The sequence below is a fragment of the Lentzea sp. NPDC004789 genome (assembly GCF_053601075.1).
Genome location: NZ_JBSGBE010000009.1, coordinates 228,017 through 247,166, shown reverse-complemented (window position 1 = coordinate 247,166; position 19,150 = coordinate 228,017). Strand labels below are relative to the sequence as shown.

The 19,150-nt window shown below is 70.0% G+C and carries 20 protein-coding genes; 11 read left to right on the top strand and 9 right to left on the bottom strand.

Annotated elements, in window-relative coordinates; translation table 11 throughout:
• Positions 1 to 22: 22 nt before the first annotated feature.
• Genes ACWEIJ_RS22420 through ACWEIJ_RS22400 form a run of 5 tightly spaced genes read left to right on the top strand, consistent with a single transcriptional unit; the run spans position 23 to position 5,250 of the window.
• Positions 23 to 1,498 carry a FadD3 family acyl-CoA ligase gene (locus tag ACWEIJ_RS22420; protein ID WP_449839138.1) on the top strand — a complete coding sequence of 492 codons (1,476 nt, stop codon included), beginning with the start codon at positions 23 to 25 and terminating at the stop codon, positions 1,496 to 1,498.
• The gene (locus tag ACWEIJ_RS22415) at positions 1,495 to 2,325 is read left to right on the top strand and encodes an enoyl-CoA hydratase (protein ID WP_449839137.1); all 831 of its coding nucleotides are present in this window, start codon (positions 1,495 to 1,497) and stop codon (positions 2,323 to 2,325) included. Before ACWEIJ_RS22420 ends, ACWEIJ_RS22415 begins: the two co-directional genes overlap by 4 nt.
• A complete protein-coding gene (locus tag ACWEIJ_RS22410) occupies positions 2,325 to 3,416 on the top strand; it encodes an acyl-CoA dehydrogenase family protein (protein WP_449839136.1) in 1,092 nt (363 codons plus the stop codon). The genes ACWEIJ_RS22415 and ACWEIJ_RS22410 overlap by 1 nt, the downstream gene beginning before the upstream one ends.
• Positions 3,413 to 4,258: an acyl-CoA dehydrogenase family protein gene (locus tag ACWEIJ_RS22405; RefSeq protein WP_449839135.1), complete on the top strand. Its 846-nt coding sequence runs from the start codon at positions 3,413 to 3,415 to the stop codon at positions 4,256 to 4,258. Before ACWEIJ_RS22410 ends, ACWEIJ_RS22405 begins: the two co-directional genes overlap by 4 nt.
• Positions 4,255 to 5,250 carry an acyl-CoA dehydrogenase family protein gene (locus ACWEIJ_RS22400; RefSeq protein ID WP_449839134.1) on the top strand — a complete coding sequence of 332 codons (996 nt, stop codon included), beginning with the start codon at positions 4,255 to 4,257 and terminating at the stop codon, positions 5,248 to 5,250. Before ACWEIJ_RS22405 ends, ACWEIJ_RS22400 begins: the two co-directional genes overlap by 4 nt.
• Here the strand turns inward: ACWEIJ_RS22400 and ACWEIJ_RS22395 are convergent.
• Positions 5,247 to 5,639, bottom strand: a complete 393-nt coding sequence (locus ACWEIJ_RS22395; RefSeq protein WP_449839133.1) for a helix-turn-helix domain-containing protein — start codon at positions 5,637 to 5,639, stop codon at positions 5,247 to 5,249. The two genes, ACWEIJ_RS22400 and ACWEIJ_RS22395, sit on opposite strands and share 4 nt — an antisense overlap.
• Before the next feature lie 42 nt (positions 5,640 to 5,681).
• Between ACWEIJ_RS22395 and ACWEIJ_RS22390 the strand changes: the two genes are divergently transcribed.
• Positions 5,682 to 6,503, top strand: coding sequence for a class I SAM-dependent methyltransferase (locus ACWEIJ_RS22390; protein ID WP_449839132.1), 822 nt, complete (start codon positions 5,682 to 5,684; stop codon positions 6,501 to 6,503).
• Here ACWEIJ_RS22390 and hsaB read toward each other — a convergent pair.
• From hsaB to ACWEIJ_RS22350, 8 genes are read right to left on the bottom strand one after another with little or no spacing between them, the layout of a single operon-like run.
• Positions 6,489 to 7,040, bottom strand: a complete 552-nt coding sequence (hsaB, locus tag ACWEIJ_RS22385) for a 3-hydroxy-9,10-secoandrosta-1,3,5(10)-triene-9,17-dione monooxygenase reductase subunit (RefSeq protein WP_449839131.1) — start codon at positions 7,038 to 7,040, stop codon at positions 6,489 to 6,491. The genes ACWEIJ_RS22390 and hsaB overlap by 15 nt on opposite strands.
• On the bottom strand, positions 7,040 to 7,942 hold the full coding sequence (gene hsaC, locus ACWEIJ_RS22380; protein WP_449839130.1) for an iron-dependent extradiol dioxygenase HsaC: 903 nt from the start codon (positions 7,940 to 7,942) through the stop codon (positions 7,040 to 7,042). Before hsaC ends, hsaB begins: the two co-directional genes overlap by 1 nt.
• 18 nt (positions 7,943 to 7,960) lie before the next feature.
• On the bottom strand, positions 7,961 to 8,767 hold the full coding sequence (hsaD, locus tag ACWEIJ_RS22375) for a 4,5:9,10-diseco-3-hydroxy-5,9,17-trioxoandrosta-1(10),2-diene-4-oate hydrolase (RefSeq protein ID WP_449839129.1): 807 nt from the start codon (positions 8,765 to 8,767) through the stop codon (positions 7,961 to 7,963).
• 9 nt (positions 8,768 to 8,776) lie between these two features.
• Positions 8,777 to 9,943, bottom strand: coding sequence for a 3-hydroxy-9,10-secoandrosta-1,3,5(10)-triene-9,17-dione monooxygenase oxygenase subunit (hsaA, locus tag ACWEIJ_RS22370; protein ID WP_449839128.1), 1,167 nt, complete (start codon positions 9,941 to 9,943; stop codon positions 8,777 to 8,779).
• Entirely contained in the window at positions 9,940 to 10,965 is a 1,026-nt protein-coding gene (dmpG, locus tag ACWEIJ_RS22365) for a 4-hydroxy-2-oxovalerate aldolase (protein ID WP_449839127.1), read from the bottom strand. Before dmpG ends, hsaA begins: the two co-directional genes overlap by 4 nt.
• A complete protein-coding gene (locus ACWEIJ_RS22360) occupies positions 10,916 to 11,809 on the bottom strand; it encodes an acetaldehyde dehydrogenase (acetylating) (protein ID WP_449839126.1) in 894 nt (297 codons plus the stop codon). The genes dmpG and ACWEIJ_RS22360 overlap by 50 nt, the downstream gene beginning before the upstream one ends.
• Before the next feature lie 10 nt (positions 11,810 to 11,819).
• The gene (locus tag ACWEIJ_RS22355; protein WP_449839125.1) at positions 11,820 to 12,590 is read right to left on the bottom strand and encodes a 2-keto-4-pentenoate hydratase; all 771 of its coding nucleotides are present in this window, start codon (positions 12,588 to 12,590) and stop codon (positions 11,820 to 11,822) included.
• A complete protein-coding gene (locus tag ACWEIJ_RS22350) occupies positions 12,584 to 14,044 on the bottom strand; it encodes an FAD-binding protein (protein ID WP_449839124.1) in 1,461 nt (486 codons plus the stop codon). The genes ACWEIJ_RS22355 and ACWEIJ_RS22350 overlap by 7 nt, the downstream gene beginning before the upstream one ends.
• Positions 14,045 to 14,159: 115 nt before the next feature.
• Here ACWEIJ_RS22350 and ACWEIJ_RS22345 point away from each other — a divergent pair, with 115 nt between their 5' ends.
• The 5 genes from ACWEIJ_RS22345 to ACWEIJ_RS22325 are packed head-to-tail and all read left to right on the top strand — an operon-like array spanning position 14,160 to position 18,895.
• Positions 14,160 to 15,731: an FAD-dependent oxidoreductase gene (locus ACWEIJ_RS22345; RefSeq protein ID WP_449839123.1), complete on the top strand. Its 1,572-nt coding sequence runs from the start codon at positions 14,160 to 14,162 to the stop codon at positions 15,729 to 15,731.
• On the top strand, positions 15,728 to 16,864 hold the full coding sequence (locus ACWEIJ_RS22340) for a Rieske 2Fe-2S domain-containing protein (protein ID WP_449839122.1): 1,137 nt from the start codon (positions 15,728 to 15,730) through the stop codon (positions 16,862 to 16,864). The genes ACWEIJ_RS22345 and ACWEIJ_RS22340 overlap by 4 nt, the downstream gene beginning before the upstream one ends.
• Complete coding sequence (locus ACWEIJ_RS22335; RefSeq protein WP_449839121.1) at positions 16,861 to 17,100, top strand: hypothetical protein; 240 nt, start codon at positions 16,861 to 16,863, stop codon at positions 17,098 to 17,100. The genes ACWEIJ_RS22340 and ACWEIJ_RS22335 overlap by 4 nt, the downstream gene beginning before the upstream one ends.
• Positions 17,093 to 18,058, top strand: a complete 966-nt coding sequence (locus ACWEIJ_RS22330; RefSeq protein WP_449839120.1) for a 2Fe-2S iron-sulfur cluster-binding protein — start codon at positions 17,093 to 17,095, stop codon at positions 18,056 to 18,058. The genes ACWEIJ_RS22335 and ACWEIJ_RS22330 overlap by 8 nt, the downstream gene beginning before the upstream one ends.
• A gap of 9 nt (positions 18,059 to 18,067) precedes the next feature.
• Positions 18,068 to 18,895 (top strand): MaoC/PaaZ C-terminal domain-containing protein, encoded by an 828-nt coding sequence (locus tag ACWEIJ_RS22325; protein ID WP_449839119.1) that lies wholly within the window; start codon positions 18,068 to 18,070, stop codon positions 18,893 to 18,895.
• Positions 18,896 to 19,150: the final 255 nt, after the last annotated feature.

Here is a 19,150-nt window from a genome sequence, read left to right as displayed (position 1 = left end):
GCACTTGCTTTGGAGGGCGTTCATGGCCGGTGATCCAAGCAGGCAAACGGTTTCAGCTGTGCTCGACCGCGCCGCTTCGCTTTTCGGCGACGCGGAAGCCTTGGTGGACGGGGAGGTTCGGCTCACCTACACCGCGCTGCGGGCGAAGGTGCACACCGCGGCGCGCGCACTCATCGGGATGGGCGTGCAGCCGGGCGATCGGGTGGCTTTGTGCGCGCCGAACTCGTGGTACTGGGTGGTGGCGGCGCTCGGGGCGTTGCACGCCGGTGCCGCATTGGTGCCGATCAACACCCGGTTCACCGCGACCGAGACGCTCGACGTGCTGCGGCGCAGCAAGGCGCGCGCGTTCCTCGTGGAGAGCTCGTTCCTCGGCCGCGACCGGCTCGCGGAGCTGCGGGGCGAGGAGCTGCCGGAGATCATCGTGCGGCTGCCCGTCGACTGGCTCGACTGGGCCACGAACCTGCCCTCGCTCGACCCGGACCAGCTCTGCGACGTCATGTACACCTCCGGCACGACCGGGCGCAGCAAGGGCGCCATGAGCGCGCACCGGCAGTCGCTCGGCGTCGCGGAGGCGTGGGCGGTGTGCGGCGAGCTGTCGTCCGGCGACCGGTACCTGATCGTCAACCCGTTCTTCCACACCTTCGGCTACAAGGCGGGGATTCTCGCCAGTCTGCTGCGCGGCGCGACGATCGTGCCGCAGCGGGTGTTCGACGTGGCCGAGACGATGCGGCTGATCGAACGGGAACGCATCACCGTGCTGCCGGGTCCGCCGACGATCTACCAGTCGTTGCTCGACCACCCCGACCGCGGGTCGTTCGACCTGTCGTCGCTGCGGCTCGCGGTCACCGGGGCCGCCGTGGTGCCGGTGGCGCTGGTCGAGCGGATGCAGTCGGAGCTGTCGTTCTCGACCGTTCTGACGGCCTACGGCCTCACCGAAGCCGTCGTCGCCACCATGTGCCGTCCCGACGACTCACCGGAGACGGTGGCGCACACGTGCGGGCGGCCGATGGCGGACTTCGAGCTCCGCCTGGGCGAGCAGGACGAGGTGCTGCTGCGCGGCCCGAACGTGATGCTCGGCTACCTCGACGATCCGGAAGCCACCGCGGCGGCCGTCGACGCCGAGGGCTGGCTGCACACGGGCGATGTCGGGCAGATCGACGCACGCGGATACCTGTCGATCACCGACCGGCTCAAGGACATGTACATCTGCGGCGGGTTCAACGTCTACCCCGCCGAGATCGAACAGGCGCTGGCCCGCCTGCCAGGAGTCGCCGAGTCCGCGGTGGTGGGCATGGCGGACGAGCGGCTCGGCGAGGTCGGAGTGGCGCACGTCGTGACGTCACCGGGTTTCTCGCTGACGTCGGACGAGGTGATCGCCTTCTGCCGCCAACGGCTCGCCAACTACAAGGTGCCGCGGGCCGTGGAGTTCCACCCCGCACTCCCCCGCAACGCCGGCGGCAAGGTCCTCAAACACCTACTGCGCAAGGAGAACGCGTGACAGTGGAGTACGAACGACGGGACGCGGTCGCCGTCGTGACCATGAACCGGCCGGAGTACCGCAACGCGCAGAACTCGGCGATGACCTACGCGCTGGACGAGGCCTTCACGCGCGCCGTCGACGACGCCGAGGTCAAGGTGATCGTGCTGGCCGGTGCGGGCGACCACTTCTCCGCGGGCCACGACATCGGCTCGCCCGGCCGGGACGTGGACCAGTCGTTCGAGCGCAAGGCCGTGATGTGGTGGGACCACGTCGGCCGTTCCGGCGGTGATCTCCGCTTCGCCCGCGAGATGGAGGTCTACCTCGGGATGTGCCGGCGGTGGCGGGAGATCCCGAAGCCGACGATCGCGATGGTGCAGGGCGCGTGCGTGGCGGGCGGCCTGATGCTCGCGTGGGTGTGCGACCTGATCGTGGCGGCCGAGGACGCGTTCTTCGCCGATCCCGTGGTGCGCATGGGGATTCCGGGCGTCGAGTACTTCGCGCACCCGTGGGTGCTCGGCCCGCGCGCCGCGAAGGAGGTGCTGTTCACCGGCGACCGGTTCTCCGCCCAGCGCGCCTACGAGTGGGGCATGGTGTCGCGGGTCGTGCCGCGTTCGTCGCTGGAGTCCACGACCTTCGAGCTGGCCGGGCGGATCTCCGCGATGCCGCAGTTCGGGCTCGCGCTGGCGAAGAAGGCGGTCAACCAGTCGGAGGACCTGATGGGCCTGCGGGCCGGGATGGACTCGGTGTTCGGCCTGCACCACTTCGCACACGCCCACAACGCCGAGGTCAGTCCCGACGCGCTGGCGGGGATGGACGCCCGTGCGATGAAGAAGGCCTCCGGCTGATGGACCTCGACTTGGACGCCGCGACGCTGGAGTTCCAGGCCGAGGTGCGGTCGTGGCTCGCCGCGCACGTCCGCCCGCTGTCCTCGATGGACACCGCGGAGGGCTTCGCGGAACACCGCGCGTGGGAACGGCTGCTCGCCTCGGCACGGTTGTCGGTGGTCTCGTGGCCTGCTTCGTTCGGCGGCCGGGACGCCTCGCTGCTGCAGTGGCTGATCTTCGAGGAGGAGTACCACGCCGCCGGTGCTCCCGGACGGGTCTCGCAGAACGGCATCTTCCTGCTGGCACCGACGTTGTTCGCGCACGGCACCGACGAACAGCGCGCCCGGATCCTGCCGCCGATGGCGCGCGGCGACGGGGTGTGGGCGCAGGCGTGGTCGGAGCCGGAGGCCGGGTCGGACCTGGCGTCGCTGCGCAGCACGGCGGTTCGGGCCGAGGGCGGCTGGCTGGTGCGCGGGCAGAAGACGTGGAGCTCGCGGGCGGCGTTCGCGGACCGGGCGTTCGGGCTGTTCCGGACCTCGCCGGAGGGCCGCCATCGCGGCTTGACGTACCTGATGTTCGACCTGCGGGCTCCTGGTGTGACCGTGCGGCCGATCGCCCAGCTCGACGGCGAACCGGGCTTCGCCGAGATCTTCCTGGACGACGTGTTCGTGCCGGACCACGACGTGATCGGCGCCGTCGGCGACGGCTGGCGGGTCGCGATGAGCACCGCGGGCAACGAGCGCGGTCTGTCGTTGCGCAGCCCCGGCCGGTTCGTCGCGGCCGCCGGGCGGCTGGTCGAGCTGTACCGCAAGAACCCGGATCCGGCGCTGCGCGACCGGGTCGTGGACGCGTGGATCGGCGCGCAGGCCTATCGGCTGCACACGTTCGGTTCCCTGGCGGATCCGCCCGCCGGTCCGGCCGCCAGCGTCACGAAGGTGTTCTGGTCCGAGCTGGACGTGGCGGTGCACGAAACCGCGCTGGACCTGCTCGGCGAGGCCGCGCCGGGGTGGCGGGACGGGTGGCTGTTCTCGCTGGCCGGACCGATTTACGCCGGTACGAACGAGATCCAGCGCAACGTGATCGCCGAGCGGATTCTGGGGTTGCCGCGATGATGTTCACGCTGTCGTCCGAGCAGACGGACTTCGCCTCGGTGCTGCACGGGTTCCTCGCCGCCGGGAAGCGGGATCTGGTGTCGCTCGGGGTCGACGAGGTGACCGACCCGGTCGACCTCGTGGTGGTGTTCGAGGAGCTGGGGCACCACGCGGTGGAGGGGGCGTTGATCGAGTCGCTCGCGGTGCTGCCGGCACTGCTGGGTGAGGTCGAGGCGGTGGCGGCCACGCCGATCGGCCCGCGAGCCCACACCGCGTCCGTCGCCTTCCCACCACACGTCCCGCACGCGGTCCAGGCCGACCGCTACTTCCTCGTCGAAGGCGACACCCTCCACGAGGCCGTCCCCACCGCCGAGCTGTCCTCCGTCGACCCCGCCCGCCGCCTCGTCGAACTGGCCGCCGGCGCCGTCGTCGCCACCGGCGTGCCCTCCGCCCGCGCGTTCGACGTCGGCGTCCTGACCTGCTCGGCCCAGCTCCTCGGCCTCGGCCGCGCGATGCTCGACATGACCACCGAACACGCGAAGGCGCGCACCCAGTTCGGCAAGCCGATCGGTTCGTTCCAGGCGGTCAAGCACCACCTGGCCAACGTCCACATCGGACTGGAGCTGGCCCGCCCACTCGTCCTGGGCGCCGCCGTGACCATGTCCGCGCGGGACGTCTCCGCCGCCAAGGTGGCCGCCTCCGACGCCGCCTGGCAGGCCGCCCGCATCGCCCTGCAGGTGCACGGCGCGATCGGCTACACCGCCGAGCACGCGCTCGGCCGGTTCCTGCTGCAGACCCGAGCCCTGCGCACCGCGTGGGGCAGCCCGTCGATGCACCGAGCGCGCGTGCTGGAGGCGTTGTGACACCGGAACAACTCGCGCTGCGCGACGCCGTGCGCGGCCTGCTCGCCAAGCACTCGGACGTCCGTGCGGCGATCGAGACCCCGGACGGGTACGACAAGGGTCTGTGGGCACGGCTGTGCGACATGGGCGTGCTCCCGATCCCCGAGCAGTACGGCGGATCCGGCGCCGGACTCGCGGACACCCTGGTGGCGCTGGAAGAGCTCGGCCGCACCCTCACGCCGTCACCGCTGCTGGCCTCGACCATCGCCGCCCAGGCGCTGCTGAGGTTCCCCGGCACGGGCCGGTTGCTGCGCCGGATCGCCGACGGAGCCGGCGCCGCGCTCGCGTGGGACGCCGTCGAGATCACGTCGAAAGAGGCGTTCGACCACCCTGAAGTCAACCCGGCCAGCCACTACCTCGACGGCACCGCGCGGTACGTCCTCGACGGCGACCTGGCCGAGATCCTCCTGGTCAGCGACGGCACCTGGATCTACGAGGTGGACCTGTACGGCGTGGCTCGCGAGCACACGCCGACGCTGGACCAGACCCGCCGGCTCGCCACGATCCACCTCGCCGACACCCCCGCGACCCGCCTCGGCCGCTGGTCACCCGAGATCCGGGACATCGCCCTGGCGGCTCTTGCCGCGGAACAGGTCGGTGGCGCCGCGCGAGCCCTCGAAATCACGGTCGAGTACACCAGGACGCGGGTCCAGTTCGGCCGGCCCATCGGCTCGTTCCAGGCGTTGAAGCACCGGATGGCCGATCTCCACGTCCTCGTCGAGACCGCCAGGTCGGCCGCGCTGGCCGCCACCGACGAGGTGTCCGCGGCAGTGGCGAAGGTGTACTGCTCCGAGGCGTTCTGCAAGGTCGCCGCCGAGATGATCCAGCTGCACGGCGGCATCGCGATCACCTGGGAACACGACGCCCACCTGTACTTCAAGCGCGCGCACGGCAGCGCCCAGCTGTTCGGCGGCCCGGCCCACCACCTCCGGCGCCTGCAGACGTTGAGCTAGTCCTTGGTGAGCCTGTCCAGCAGGCGTTGGAACTTAGGGCACTCCATGTGCGTCGGCGCCGGGCAGGACGCGGCGTGCCGCAGCCCGTCCCGCATCATGGTCAGCCGCCGGATCGTCGCGTCCAGCTCGTCCGCCTTGCTGGTGAGCAACGCGCGGTCGAGGCGCGGGCTGCCGTCCGGGGCGAACATCACCGCGATCTCGTCGAGCGTGAACCCGGCCGCGCGGCCGACGGAGATCAACGCCAGCTGCTGGAAGACGCCCTGGTCGAAGATCCGCGTGAGACCGCGCCGGCCGACCGAGCCGATCAGGCCGCGCTCCTCGTAGTAGCGCAGGGTGGAGGCGGGCACGCCGGACCGCCGCACCACCTCGCCGATACCGAGTTCCTGCATGACACTTGACCTCAAGCCGACTTGAAGTAGGACGGTAGGAGCATGACAGCTGAGGTCAACACCGAGCAGGCGGCACTGTGGAACGGCGCGGGCGGGCACGGCTGGGCCGCCGCACGCGACATCGTCGACCTGGTGATGCGACCGTTCGAGGACCTGCTCGTGCGGGCGGCACAGGAGAAGCCGCGGACCGGGGTGCTCGACGTCGGGTGCGGGACCGGGGGTGTGACCAGGGCGATCGCGGCGGCGCTCGGTGACGTGCCATGCCTCGGGGTCGACATCTCCGGACCGCAGATCGCGGTGGCGAAGGAGAGCCCGAACGTCCGGTTCCTCCAGGCCGACGCCCAGGTGCACGCGTTCGAACCGGAGTTCGACCTGGTCGTCTCGCGGTTCGGGGTGATGTTCTTCGACGATCCGGTGGCCGCGTTCCGCAACCTCCGCTCCGCCGCGAAACCGGGCGGTGAGCTGCACGTGCTCGTCTGGCGCGACAAGGACGAGAATCCCTTCCTGACCACCGCCGAGAAGGCGGTCGCACCGCTGATGCCGGACCTGCCCACGTTCGCCCCGGACGGGCCGGGACCGTACGGGCTCGCGAGCCCCGACCGCACGCGCAAGATCCTCGGCGAGAGCGGCTGGACCGACGTCGACCTCCGGCCGGTCGACCTGGTCTGCGGCATACCCGAGGACCTGCTGCCGGCGTACCTGACGATGCTCGGCCCGGTCGGCCGTGCGCTCCAGACCATGGGCGAGGACGAGCGCGAGGACGTCCTCAAGACCGTCCTGCGCGCGTTCGACCCGTTCGTGCACAACGGGGAAGTCCGCTTCCCCACCGCGTCGTGGGAGATCACCGCGCTAATGCCACTCTGACTGGCGTTGCCAGGTCAGGAGGTTGTCGAGCACCTCACCGGACCAGCCGCGCGTGTCCAGTTCGGCGTGCGCGGCGTAACGGCCGCGGTAGAAGAGCAACGGCTGCGCGTCGCGCACCGGACCGAGCTCCACCACCTCACCCACGACCATGTGGTGGTCGCCCGCGTCGTGCACCACCGACACCCGGCAGTCGACCCAGGTCAGGGCGCCGTCGAGCACCGGGGCACCGGTGCCCGACGGCCGCCACGACACGCTCGCGAACTTGTCCGCACCGGCCTTGCCGAACACCGTCGACACCTCGCGCTGGTCCTCGGCCAGCACGTTCACGCAGAACGCGCCGGCCGACGCCATCGCCGCCCAGCTGCGCGATGTCCGTTGTGGACAGAAAAGCACCAGCGGCGGGTCCAGCGACAGCGCCGCGAACGCCTGGCAGGCGAACCCGACCGGCCCGTCGGAGGACGTGCCGGTCACCACGGTCACCCCGGTGCAGAAGTGTCCCAGCACCGAGCGGTAGCGGGCCGCTACTTCTGACCGCATTACTTCTGGTGGCCAACGCTGAAGTCGTGTCCCCACAGGCTCACCGCCGTGCTCTCGCGTGCGATCCAGTCCTCATCGGACACCTGCCGTCCCTCGCAGCCGAACTCGACGTCGAACCCGCCGGGTGTCTTCATGTAGAACGACAGCATCAGGTCGTTCACGTGCCTGCCCAGAGTCGCCGACATCGGCACCTTGCGCCGCAGCGCCCGGTCCAGCGTCAGGCCCACGTCGTCGGTGTTCTCGACCTCGACCATCAGGTGCACGATCCCGCTCGGTGTCGGCATCGGCAGGAACGCGAGGCTGTGGTGGCGCGGGTTGCAGCCGAAGAACCGCAGCCACGCGGGCGGCCCGTCCGCCGGGCGGCCGACGAACTGCGGTGGCAGCCGCATCGAGTCGCGCAACCGGAAGCCGAGCACGTCCCGGTAGAAGTGCAGCGCCGCCTCGTCGTCCGAAGTGGACAGCACGACGTGGCCGAGGCCCTGCTCCTCGGTCACGAACCGGTGCCCGTACGGCGACACCACCCGCCGATGCTCCAGCGCGGCACCGTGGAAGACCTCCAGCGTGTTGCCGGACGGGTCGTCGAACCTGATCAGCCCGTTCACCCGCCGCTCAGCCAGATCCTCCGGCGTGCCCTCGACGTAGGACACCCCGGCCGACGCCAGCCGTTTCGCGACTTCCTCCAGCTCGGCCTCGGTCGCGGCCTCCCAGCCGGAGACCTGCAGGCGGTCGGCGTCTCCCGGCACGATCACCAGACGGGCCGGGAAGTCGTCCATCCGCAGGTACAGCGCGCCCGGCGTCGAGCCCTTGCCCTCGACCATGCCGAGGACCTTCAACGCGAACTCCCGCCACCGGTCCATGTCGGTGGCCTCGATCCGGAGGTACCCCAGCGATCGGATGCCCATCACGCCTCCGTGAGAAAGTCAGCCAAGAAGGAAATCGACAGCGAGCCGGTTGAACTCGTCGAACTTCTCCAGCTGCGCCCAGTGCCCGCAGCCGCCGAACACGTGCAGCTGCGCCCGCGGGATCAGCTTCAACGCCGTGAGCGCGCCGTCCAGCGGGTTCACCCGGTCCTCGCGGCCCCAGACCAGCAGCACCCGTTGACGCAGCTTGTAGGCGTCGCGCCAAAGCATGCCCTGCTCGAAGTCGGGGCCGGAGAACGACTTGCCGAGCGCGGCCATGGCGCGCAACGACTCCGGTTGCCGGGCCGCCTCGAAGCGCTCGTCGATCAGCTCGTCGGTGACCAGCGACTGGTCGAACACCATGATCCGCAGGAACTCCTCGATCTTCTCCCGCGTCGGCGTGCGGGCGAACGCGCTGAGCTTCCGCACGCCCTCGGTCGGGTCCGGGGAGAAGACGTTCAACGACAGCCCGCCCGGCCCCATCAGCACCAGCCGCCCGGCGCGTTTGCCGTGGTCCAGCGCGAACCGGACGGCGGTGCCGCCGCCGAGCGAGTTGCCGAGGACGTGCGCCCGCTCGACCCCGAGCGAGTCGAGCAGGTCGCGCAACGCCCGTGCCGCGAAGGTGAAGTACTGGTCGTGCTCGGTCGGCTTGTCGGACTGGCCGTAACCGGGCAGGTCCACGGCCAGCACGCGGAACGACTTCGCGAACACCGGGATGTTGCGGCCGAAGTTGCTCAGCGACGACGCGCCCGGTCCACCGCCGTGCAGCAGGACCAGCGTCTCGGGGTTGTCCGTGCCGGCCTCGTGGTAGTGCAGTCGCACACTCATGATCGCCCCTCAGAACAGCCCGTCGCGGACCTGGATGCCGAGCTCGCCCTTGCCGTACATGACGAGCACGCGCTCCGGGTCGTTGGCCGCGTGCACGCGTGCGCCGTGCGCGTCGCGCCAGTACCGCGGCAGCGCCCCGCCCGCGTTGATCGCCTTGCCGCCCGCGCTCTCGAAGAGCCGGTCGATCGCGGAGATCGCCCGCGCGCTGCCGAGCACCTGGTCGCGGCGCGCCCGCAGGCGCAGCTCGGCCGGGATCCTCGTGCCGGCGACGGCGTGCTCCCACTCGTCGTTGACGTTCTTCTCCAGCTGCCACCACGCGGTGTCGATGTCGTTGGCCGCCATGGCGATCCGCACCTGCGCGAACGGGTCCTCGACGGACTTCTCGCCCATGTACGCGGCACGCACGCGTTCCCGGGTCGCGCCGACGTGGGCCTCGTAGGCGCCGCAGGCCATGCCGATCATCGGCGCGGTGATCGCGAACGGGTGGATCGTCCCGTACGGCATGCGGAACAACGGTCCGGGGTTGACCTCCTGGCCGGGACAGATGCACCGGGCCGTGTGCAGCATGCTCAACGTGCGGTGCTCCGGCACGAACGCGTCCTCGACCACGATGTCGTTGCTGCCCGTGCCGCGCAGGCCGACGGTGTCCCACACGTCGTTGATCGTGTAGTCCGCGATGGGCAGCAGGAACGTCCGGAAGTCGACGGGCTTGCCCTCGTCGTTCATCACCAGCCCGCCGAGCAGCACCCACGTCGCGTGGTCGCAGCCGGACGAGAAGCTCCACTTGCCGCTGAACCGGAATCCGCCCTCGACCGGTGTAGCCCGGCCGACCGGCGCGTACGAGGACGAGATACGGGTGTCCTGGTCCTCGCCGAACACCTCGTCCTGCGCGCGTACGTCGAACAACCCGACGTGCCACGGGTGCACGCCGAGCACCGACGCGACCCAGCCCGTCGACCCGCAGGCGCTCGCGATCAGCTTCACGGCCTCGTAGAACGCGAGCGGGTGCGACTCGAACCCGCCGTACCGCGTGGGCTGCAGCATCCGGAAGAAACCGGTCTCCTGCAACGCCTTCACCGACTCCGGCGGCACCTTGCGCAGCTCCTCCGCCTCCGCCGCGCGGTCGCGCAGTGCCGGCAGCAGCTCCCGCACCTTGCCGAGGATTTCCTCGCTCATCGGACTTTCTCCCTGCTCAGCTCCAGTGCGATGTCGATCAGCTGGTCCTCCTGCCCGCCCACGAGCTTGCGCTCGCCCGCGCGGACGAGGATCTGCGCGCCGGACACGCCGTAGCGTTGCGCCTGCGTGTACGCGTGTTTGAGGAAGCTGGAGTAGACGCCCGCGTAGCCCATCATCAGCGCCATCCGGTCGAGCAGGCACTCCTCGGGCATGACGGGCCGGACGACGTCCTCGGCCGCGTCCACGATCTTGAAGAAGTCCACGCCGGTCTCGAAACCGAGCTTGTCGCAGACCCCGACGAACGCCTCCAGCGGAGTGTTCCCCGCGCCCGCACCGAATCCGCGCACGCTGCCGTCGATCTGCTTCGCCCCGGCCCGTGCCGCGGCCACGGAGTTCGCGACGCTCAGCCCGAGGTTCTCGTGGCCGTGGAACCCGACCTGGGCGTCGTCCCCGAGCTCGGCGACCAGCGCTTCGACCCGTTCGGACACCTGTTCCAGCACCAGGGCCCCGGCCGAGTCGACCACGTACACGCACTGGCACCCGGCGTCGGCCATGATCCGCGCCTGTTTCGCCAGCACCTCCGGTGGCTGCGAATGCGCCATCATCAGGAATCCGACGGTTTCCAGTCCGCGCTCACGGGCCAATGCGAAGTGCTGCACCGACACGTCCGCCTCGGTGCAGTGCGTGGCGATCCGGACGATCGACGCGCCGTTGTCCTGCGAGATCAGGATGTCGTCCTTCACGCCCACGCCCGGCAGCATCAGCACGGCGATCCTGGCCCGCTGCGCCGTCTCGGCCGCGACCTTGATCAGCTCCTGCTCCGGGGTGAGGCTGAAGCCGTAGTTGAACGACGACCCGCCCAGCCCGTCGCCGTGCGTCACCTCGATCACCGGCACGCCGGCGTCGTCCAGCGCCGCCACGATCGAGCGCACGTCCTCGACGGTGAACTGGTGGCGCTTGTGATGCGAGCCGTCACGCAGTGACGTGTCGGTCAACCGCAGTGTTGGATTCTTTTGGTGCACGAGCGATCTCCTCCCCCACCTTGGTCGCGGCGGCCGTCATGATGTCCAGGTTTCCGGCGTACTCCGGCAGGAAGTCACCCGCGCCGGCGACCTCAACGAAGATCGACACCCGGCCGTCGTCGAACTGCGGTTCGCTGAGCAACCGGAACCCCGGGACGTACGACCTGATGTCGTTCTCCATCCGGGCGATCGAGTCGGTGATCGGGTCCGGGTCGGCGTCCTCGGGAATCGCGCAGAAGATCGTGTCGCGCATGATCATCGGCGGGTCCGCGGGATTCAGCACGATGATGGCCTTGCCCCGGGAAGCCCCGCCGATCGCCTCGATGCCACGACTGGTCGTGCGGGTGAACTCGTCGATGTTGGCCCGCGTCCCCGGTCCCGCCGACACCGACGCCACGCTCGCGACGATCTCCGCGTACGACACCGGCACCACCCGCGACACCGCGTGCACCATGGGAATCGTGGCCTGGCCGCCGCACGTGATCAGGTTGATGTTCGGCGCGTCCTGGTGCTCGCCGAGGTTCACCGGCGGCACCACGTACGGCCCGACCGCCGCCGGGGTCAGGTCGACCGCCCGGACACCCGCCTCGGCGTAGCGCGGCGCGTTGGCCCGGTGCACCGCCGCGGACGTCGCCTCGAACACGATGTCGGGCAGCTCGTCCTGACGCAGCAACCACTCCGCGCCGTCGACCGAGACCTCCAGGCCCAGCGACGCCGCCCGCTTGAGGCCCTCGCTGGCCGGGTCGATGCCCACCATCCAGCGCGGTTCCAGCACCGGCGAGCGCAGGAGCTTGTAGAGCAGGTCGGTGCCGATGTTGCCGGACCCGACGATGGCCGCCTTCACCCAGTCACCCCTATTCGAACTTCAGGTCGACAGAACCAAGTCCGGTGAACTCGGCGTGGAACTCGTCCCCCGGCCGCGCGTCGATCGCCCGCGTGCACGAGCCCGGCAGCACGATGTCGGCCGCGAGCAGCCGGACGCCGAACGAGGCGACCTTCTGCGCGAGCCACGCCACCGCGATCGCCGGATCGCCCAGCACCGCGTCACCACGTCCCTCTGCGACGACTTCACCGTTGCGCCGCAACGTCGCCGCCACCGCGCCGATGTCCAGTTCGGACGGACGGACGCGCTCGGAGCCCAGCACGAAACCGGCCGAGGAGGCGTTGTCCGCGATGGTGTCCTGCAGGCCGATCCGCCAGTTCTCGATCCGGCTGTCGATCAGCTCGATGGCCGGCGCGACGAACTCGGTGGCCGCCAGCACGTCCTCGACCGTGCAGCCCTCACCCGGCAGGTCCGCACTCAGCAGGAACGCGATCTCCACCTCGACCCGCGGGTACAGGTACGCCGACGCGTCCGCGGTTCCGGTCAGCTGCATGTCGTCGAGCAGGTGGCCGTAGTCGGGTTCGTCGACGCCCATCATCTGCTGCATCGCCAACGACGACAGGCCGACCTTGTGGCCGATCACGTCGCGGTTGCGGTGCCGGACGTTGAGCAGCTGGATCTCGTACGCGTCCACCACGTCGATCTCCGGGTACAGCTCGACCAGCGGCTTGATCGGCACGCGGTCGCGTTCCGCCACGCGCAGCAGCTCGGCGGCCGCCTCTCTCTTCTGGATCGTCAGCACCCGGCCTCCTTCACGACATGTTGACCCGCACGACGGCCGGAGAAGACGCAGTCGGCGAGCGCGAGCCCGCTGACGTAGGACTCCGAGCACACGCCGACGGCCGACCGGCCCGCCGCGTACAGGCCGGGAACCCCTTGCACCTGACCGGTTTCCTCGTCGACGACGAGCCCGCCGAGGGTGAGCGTCGGGCAGGGGTAACCGAACCCGGCCCGCACGCTGACGTTGATCAGCGAGTACGGCGGCTCGCCGAACGGCTCGGGCGTCCCGATGCCCGCCTTGGCCGCCACTTCCTCGATCGTGGGCGCGGTGACCAGCCCGCGGTTCAGCAGGTAGCGGACCTGCCACCGCTGGAACGGCGCGGTCTGCGTCTTCACCTGAGCCCGCGCCACCCGCAGGACGTCGCCGTCGATCAGCAGCCACGCCCTGCCGCCGCGCTCGACGATCTCGCCGCCGATGGCCGCGCCGTACCGCGTCGCGTCACCGAACCGCTGCCCGTCCGCGTCGACGAGCACTCCGCGTTGCAACGCGCTGGGCGGCGTGACGAACCGCCACGCCGAGACCTTGTCCAGCCGCGCGGTCCGCCCACCCGCGGCGACACCGAGCCTGATCCCAGCGCCGTCGTCGCCGGGCGTGCCCAGTGCGAGCGCGCCGCGGTACGCCGGAGCGTGCTCGTGCACCATCGCCCGGTTCGCGATGAACCCACCGGCCGAGATCACGACACCCTGCCGCGCGGTGACCACCAGCGACCGTCCGAACCGGCGTTCCACCCACGCCGCCAGCGCGAACAGCCTCCGGCCGAGCGGCGGGTAGTAGAGCCACGGCTTCGCTCCGGCCCTGGTCAACCTCCGGTGCAACGACTTGGGAAGCCCGGTGAGCGTCCGGCACCGCACGCCCGTGACCCGGCCATCAGAGGTGATCAGCTCAACCGCGCGGGTCTGCGGCATGATCCGCGCGCCTGCGCGCCGGGTCGCCTCGGCCAGCCGGGCGAAGAAGACCTTGCCGGACGTGCCTTTGGCCCTGGTCCGGTGCCCGCGCGGAGCCGGATCGGCCCAGGCGTCCTCGCTGCCGGACTGGTAGAGGTAGTAGTCATCGGTCGGGTACGAGGTCTTGAACGGGCAGAGCGCCGACGAGAACGGCACGCCCTGGTCCTCCAGCCAGGCCAGCATCTTCGCGCTGTCCTCGCAGAACCGGCGCAGGGTCGCCTCGGACACCGCGTCCCGGACCTCGTGCTTCAGATACGCGAACATCGCCTCGGGCGTGTCGGCGACCCCGGCCTCGACCTGCTGCCGCGTCCCACCGCCCGCGTAGACGACTCCGCCGGACAACGCGGTCGCGCCACCACCCGCGAACCGGTCCAGCACCACCACGGACGCACCGGCCGCCGCGGCCTCGACGGCGGCGCACGCGCCGGCCGCACCGAAGCCGATGACGATCACGTCAGCGGTGACTTCCACGCAACCCTCCAGAAACAGGTTCTTGGTGAGTCGACTTGCCTGGAACTCCTACACCATAGCGCCAAAGCGCCCCAGAACTATAACCTGTTCTAGTCTGATGCCTCGGGGAGGTGCGATGTACGACGTGATCGTCGTCGGCAGCGGTGCGGCAGGCATGACAGCCGCCCTCTGCACCGCTCAGCACGGCCTGCGCACCCTCGTCGTCGAGAAGGCCGAGCACTTCGGCGGCTCGACCGCGCGGTCCGGCGGCGGCATCTGGGTGCCGAACAACGCCGTGCTCACCGCCGCCGGCCGGCCCGACTCACCCGAGCAGGCCAGCGCCTACCTGGAGCACATCGCCGGTGACGTGCCGGCCGAGCTGCGCGAGGCGTTCCTGGACGCCGGACCGGCGATGCTCGCGTTCGTCGTCGCGCACACCCCGCTGAAGTTCCGCTGGGTCCGCGACTACGCCGACTACTACCCGGAGGCACCCGGCGGACAGCCGCGCGGCCGCTCGGTCGAACCGCTGCCGTTCAGGGCCGAACTGCTCGGCGACGAGATCAAGGACCTCGAACCGCCGTACGTGCCGACGCCCGCGGGCATCGTGATCACCCAGACCGACTACCGGTGGCTGACGCTGATCGGACGGCACCCGCGCGGCCTGCTGACCGCCGCCAAGGTCTTCGCCCGCCGGTTCCTGCCGGGCCGCCGCCTCACCATGGGCCAGGCGCTGGCCGCCGGGCTGCGCGCGGGCCTGAAGGCGCTGAACGTCGAGGTCAGGCTGAACACCGCGATGACCGACCTGCACTTCGAGAACGGCCGGGTCGCCGGAGTGATGGTCGGCGAGGAGCTGATCAAGGCCGCGCACGTCGTGCTGGCGTCCGGTGGCTTCGAGCACAACGAGCAGCTGCGCAACCGACACCAGGACATCGGTACGGAGTGGACGGTCGGCGCGAAGGCCAACACCGGTGACGGCATCGAGGCCGGCGTGCGGGCGGGTGCGGCCGTCGGCCTGATGGACGAAGCCTGGTGGGGCCCGTCGGTCCCGTTGCCGCGCGGCCCGTACTTCCTGCTCGCCGAACGGTCGCTGCCCGGCTGCGTGCTGGTCGACGCCGTCGGCCGCCGGTTCGTCAACGAGGCCGCGCCCTACATCGACGTGGTGAAGGCGATGAAGGGCACCACCTGGCTGGTGTTCGACCACGCCTACCGCAGCCGCTACCCGTTCTGCGGCGTCCCGCCCCGCCGCCCGCTCCCCCGCCGCTGGAGCGACTCCGTGCTCACCGCACCAAGCCTCGAAGAGCTCGCCCAGGAAGCGGACCTGCCGGAGCTCCTGGACACCGTCCGCCGGTTCAACACCCTGGCCGTGGACGGCAACGACACCGACTTCCACCGCGGCGACAGCGCCTACGACCGGTACTACGGCGACCCGCGCAACCACCCGAACCCGAACCTGGCGCCGCTCATGACCGGTCCGTACTACGCGGTCAGGATCGTGCCCGGCGACCTCGGCACCAAGGGCGGGCTGCGCACCGACACCCGCGCGCGGGTGCTGCGCGAGGACGGTTCGGTGATCGAAGGCCTGTACGCGGCGGGCAACACCATGGCGTCCGTGATGGGACACACCTACGCGGGCGCGGGCGCCACCCTCGGACCGGCGATGACGTTCGGTTATCTCGCCGGCCTCGACATCACTGGAGGAATGTCATGACGCAGGACGCCGTACGCACGATCGACACCGGCGCGCCTCCAGCTCGGTTCGCGCGCGGCTGGCACTGCCTCGGACTGGCCGATGACTTCCGCGACGGCAAACCCCACGCCGTCGAGGCGTTCGGCACCAAGCTCGTGGTGTTCGGCACCGAGGACGGCAAGCTCAACGTCCTCGACGGCTACTGCCGGCACATGGGCGGCGACCTCACCCAGGGCACGGTCAAGCGCAACACCGTCGCGTGCCCGTTCCACGACTGGCGCTGGGCGGGCAACGGCAGGTGCGTCGAGATCCCTTACGCCAAAAGGGTTCCGCTCCGAGCGCGCACCCGGTCGTGGCTCACCATGGAGCAGAACAAGCAGCTCTTCGTGTGGAACGACCCGCAGGGCAACCCGCCGCCCGAGCACGTGACGATCCCGCGCATCGACGCCGCGTTCAGCGACGAGTGGAGCAACTGGACGTGGGACTCGGTGGTGATCGACGGCGCGAACTGCCGCGAGATCATCGACAACGTCGTGGACATGGCGCACTTCTTCTACATCCACTTCGCGTTCCCGACGTACTTCAAGAACGTGATGGAAGGCCACATCGCCTCGCAGTACCTCACCACCCGCGGCCGCCCGGACGTCGCGATGGGCTCGAACTACACCGGTGACGTCGAGGTGCGGTCCGAGGCCTCGTACTACGGGCCGTCGTACATGATCGACTACCTGTGGAACGACTACAAGGGCCTTGAGATCGAGACCGTGCTGATCAACTGCCACTACCCGATCTCGCCGACGTCGTTCCGGCTGCAGTGGGGCGCGATCGTGAAGAAGCTGCCCGGGGTGTCCGACGAGCACGCCGACAAGATCGCCCGCAAGTTCGCGCGCGGCATCGGGGTCGGGTTCATGCAGGACGTGGAGATCTGGCAGAACAAGACGCGGATCGACAACCCGTTGCTGTGCGAGGAGGACGGGCCGGTCTACCAGTTGCGGCGCTGGTACGAGCAGTTCTACGTCGACGTCGAGGACGTCACCGACGACATGGTGCGGCGGTTCGAGTTCGAGGTCGACACGAGCCGCGCGGTCGAGGTGTGGGAGAAGGAGGTCGCCGAGAACCTCGCCAAACAAGAACCGGCGCCTCAGCAGTCATGAACGAGCGCGACGAGTTCCTCGTCGGCGGGATGCGGCCGGTGCGCTGCGACTGCGGGAACCAGGTGCTGGTGAAGAAGAACAGCCCGCAGCACACGAGCGTGCAGTGGCTGGCCGACACCAGCACGTGCCCCGAGCTGTGCGGGCCGCGGTCGGCGTTCACGCCGACGTGCCTGCGGCTGCGGGACAGCATCGAGAAGGCCGTGCGCGATGGGACGCTGGAGGTCGCCGATGGCTGAGGTGCACCGGCTGCGGGTCGACGCCGTGATCGAGGAGACGCCGGACGCGCGCTCGTTCGTGCTGTCCGGAGTGGACTTCCCGGTGAAACCCGGGCAGTTCCTGACCGTGCGGGCGGGTGACGTGGCGCGCTGCTACTCGCTGTCGAGCGCGCCGGGCGAGCCGTTGAAGATCACGGTCAAGCGCACGCCGGACGGGCACGGGTCGGCGTGGATGTGCTCGGAGCTGTGCGTCGGCATGGAACTGGAGGTGCTGGCGCCCGCCGGGGTGTTCACGCCCTCCTCGCTGGACTGCTCGGTGCTCGCGTTCGCGGCGGGCAGCGGGATCACGCCGATCATGTCCATCATCAAGGCGGTGCTCGGGGCGTCCGGGCGCGTGTTCCTGTTCTACGCCAACCGGGACGAGAACTCGGTGATCTTCGCGCGGGAGCTCGACGAGCTGTGCCGCGCGCATCCCGAGCGGCTGACCGTGGTGCACTGGCTGGAGTCGGTGCAGGGACTGCCGCACGTCGGCGCGCTGCGGGCGTTCGTGCGCAAGTGCGACGAGGCGTTCGTGTGCGGGCCGGGCCCGTTCATGGAGACCGCCCGCAAGGCGTTGCACGACGTGCCGGTGGTGCACATCGAGAAGTTCGTGTCGTTGTCCAGCGACCCGTTCTCGGACGTGGCCGCGGTGGTGGACGACCGGCCCGACGCCGTGGTCGAGGTGTCGCTGGACGGCGAGCAGCACCGGTTCCCCTGGCCCGCCCGCCAGAAGCTGCTCGACCTGTTGCTGGAGAAGGGACTCGACGCGCCGTACTCGTGCCGGGAGGGCGCGTGCAGCGCGTGCGCGTGCCGGCTGGTCGAGGGCGAGGTCAAGATGCTCAACAACGACGTGCTCGACCCCGAGGACATCGCCGAGGGCATCGTGCTGGCGTGCCAGTCGGTTCCGGTCACCGACACGGTGAAGATCACCTACGAGTGAGGGGCGCTCATGCCGATCGATCCGGATGTCGCGGTGGGGGCGGAACTGCCCGAGATCAAGTTCTCGTGGACCCACTCCGACGTGCTGCTCTACCACCTGGCCCTCGGCGCGACGGAGCTGAGGTACGTCTACGAGCAGGGACTGCGGGTGCTGCCGACGTTCGGCGTGGTGGCCCCCCGCTTCCACGAGACCGCGCCGCCGGTCGTGTCGTTCCCCGGCGTCGACATCGACCTGGCACGGGTGCTGCACGGCACGCAGGAGATCACCGTGCACGCCCCGATCCCGGCCGAGGGCGAGGCGGTGCTGCGCACGCGGATCGCGGACGTGTGGGACAAGGAGAAGGCCGCCGTCATCGTGCAGGAGTCGACGGCCGTCACGCCCGATGGCACCGCGCTGTACACGACCCGGTCCAGCATCTTCGCGCGCGGCGAGGGCGGGTTCGGCGGCTCACGAGGACCTTCCGGCAAGGTCGAGGTGCCGGCGCGTCCCCCGGACTTCGAGATCTCGACGCCGACGTTGCCGCAGCAGGCTCACCTGTACCGGTTGTGCGGCGACCGGAACCCGCTGCACGCCGATCCGGAGTTCGCTCGGCGGGCCGGCTTCGACCAGCCGATCCTGCACGGGCTGTGCACGTACGGCGTGGTGTGCAAGGCGGTGATCGACACCGTGCTGGACGGGCCGGAGCAGGTGCGGTCGTTCGGGGCGAAGTTCGCGGGCGTGGTGTTTCCCGGTGAAACGCTGACCACGCGGGTGTGGCGGGACGGTTCGCGGCTGGTGCTCACCACTTCGGCCGGGGATCGTCCGGTGCTCGCCGACGCTGTGCTCACCACGGGCTGACGACGATTGCGATTGAGACTTGACTTCGAGCCTCTGGCGAGATGCTTATCGGCCTTCAAAAGCCGGGCGTCGCATCTCGCACTCAAAGTCAAGCCCCAATCGCGTGGGCTGGGCACGTCACTACCGCTTACCGGGTCGGCATCAGGCCCTTTCGGGCTCGGCTCCGCCTTCGCATGAGGGTTCGGGCAGGCGGTTCACACTTTCGTGTACGGCTTTACCTGCTTTTATGTTGTGATCTTGCGGTAGATTAGAACA